The 2,050-nt window shown below is 38.0% G+C and carries 2 protein-coding genes; both read right to left on the minus strand.

Annotated elements, in window-relative coordinates; all coding sequences use genetic code 11:
* A partial coding sequence (locus RT405_RS06115; RefSeq protein WP_313468441.1) for an alpha-amylase family glycosyl hydrolase occupies positions 1–358 on the minus strand: 358 nt, incomplete at its 3' end.
* A gap of 23 nt (positions 359–381) precedes the next feature.
* Positions 382–1,842 (minus strand): PTS system trehalose-specific EIIBC component, encoded by a 1,461-nt coding sequence (gene treP / locus RT405_RS06120; protein ID WP_313468443.1) that lies wholly within the window; start codon positions 1,840–1,842, stop codon positions 382–384.
* Positions 1,843–2,050: the final 208 nt, after the last annotated feature.

The raw sequence follows: 2,050 nt of genomic DNA on the forward strand, positions 1-2,050 counted from the left end.
GGTACTTCTTGTCACCGGCTAGTGCTTTTTGAAACCATTCATGTTCAATTGACGTATGGTTTAAGACCATATCCAGCATAATGTCCATTTGATGTTTTTTTGCTTCTTTAACGAGCACCTCAAAGTCTTCCATCGTTCCAAATAACGGATCAATTTCAGTATAATTGGAAATATCGTATCCGTTGTCTTTTTGCGGAGATGAAAAGAAAGGGTTCAGCCAGAGCATATCTACTCCCAAGCTGGCTAAATATGGAATCTTTTCAATAATCCCCTTTAGATCTCCAATTCCATCTCCGTTTGAGTCCTTAAAAGACTTTGGATAAACTTGATAAACGACTTTTTCATGAAATGTGCTCACTTTTATTCCTACTTTCTAAAAAATTATTGTCCTAATTCTGGTTGGCTTGCTTCAATGGCTTGATCTGATTTATTAAAGATATTGTATTTACGGAACACAACAGTTAAGACAAACGGTACCACGATAGCGATGGCCATACAAATAATAAAGATGATCCAGTATTGATTTTGAATGGAAAGAATCCCAGGAAGTCCGCCGACTCCGATTGAATTCGCTGTAACATTAAACATCGTTGAAACCATTCCTGCAATGCCGGAACCGATCATTGCTGCTACAAATGGATAAACGTATTTGATATTGATCCCGAACATCGCCGGTTCTGTTACACCTAGGTAACAAGAAATAGCTGCTGGGATTGAAACTTGTTCTTCTTTTTTATCGCCGCGGTGAAGGAAAATAATCGCTAATACAGCAGAACCTTGAGCAATATTTGACAAAGCGATCATTGGCCATAAATTCGTTCCGCCATAGTCTGCAATCAATTGCAAATCGATGGCATTTGACATATGGTGCAGTCCCGTAATAACGAGTGGTGAATATAAGAAGCCGAACAATGCGCCAAATAACCAGTTCACTGAGCTACCTAAACCTGCGTACACTAAACTTGAGATCCATCCCCCAATAACCCAGCCGATAGGGCCTAAAACAGTATGGGCAATCAAAACAGTCGGTACTAAAGCGAAGAAAGGTACAAAAATCATTGAAACAGCTTGCGGAATAACTTTACGCAACCATAATTCTAAATAAGCTAACAAGAAACCAGCTAACATAGCAGGGATAACTTGTGCTTGATAACCAATCATATCAATTTTGAAAAAACCAAAATCCCAAAACGGAATATCTGCTGCTGCTGTTCCAGCAACGGCATAAGCATTTAATAATTGCGGTGAAACTAATGTAATCCCTAAAACAATTCCCAGTATTTGTGTTGTTCCCATTTTTTTAGCAATACTCCATGTGATCCCAACTGGCAAGAAGTGGAAAATAGCTTCGCCGATCAGCCATAAAAAGCTGTTAACGCCACTCCAGAATTGAGAAACTTCTACAATCGTCTGACCATCAAGATATCCCATAGGAACAGCTTCTAAAATATTACGGAACCCTAAAATCAGCCCCCCGACAACAATTGCAGGAATAATCGGTGAAAAAATTTCAGCTAAAACGGACATCGCACGTTGAACCGGATTTTGGTTCTGTTTGCTGGCAGCTTTCACCTCATCTTTTGAAACGCCTTCTTTACCGGAAATTTTCGCAAACTCATTATAAAAAGTAGCGACATCATTACCGATAATAACTTGATATTGACCAGCTTGCGTAAATGTTCCTTTAACTGCGGGTATTTCTTCTATCTTTTTGCTATCCGCTTTTGCAGGATCATTTAATACAAAACGCATCCGAGTCGCACAGTGACTAACTGCAGAAATATTCTCCGGACCTCCAATATCTTGTAATAATTGTTTTGCATCTTGCTTGTAATCTGCCATTTTTTTCTCCTCCTTTTAAAAAAATATTCAACTTGTATATACAAGTTGAATATACCTTTTTTCATAACAAAATGCAAGCGTTTTATCTTTTTTTACAAAATAAAAAATAGCTCACCCAATAGAAAGTTGTCTCTATATTAGGTAAGCTATTTTCTTAATTTTTATTTTGCCGGTTCAACCACTAAATAACGGTGAGGCTCATTGCCCT

The sequence above is a fragment of the Carnobacterium sp. genome, assembly GCF_032094055.1.
GTDB lineage: Bacteria > Bacillota > Bacilli > Lactobacillales > Carnobacteriaceae > Carnobacterium_A.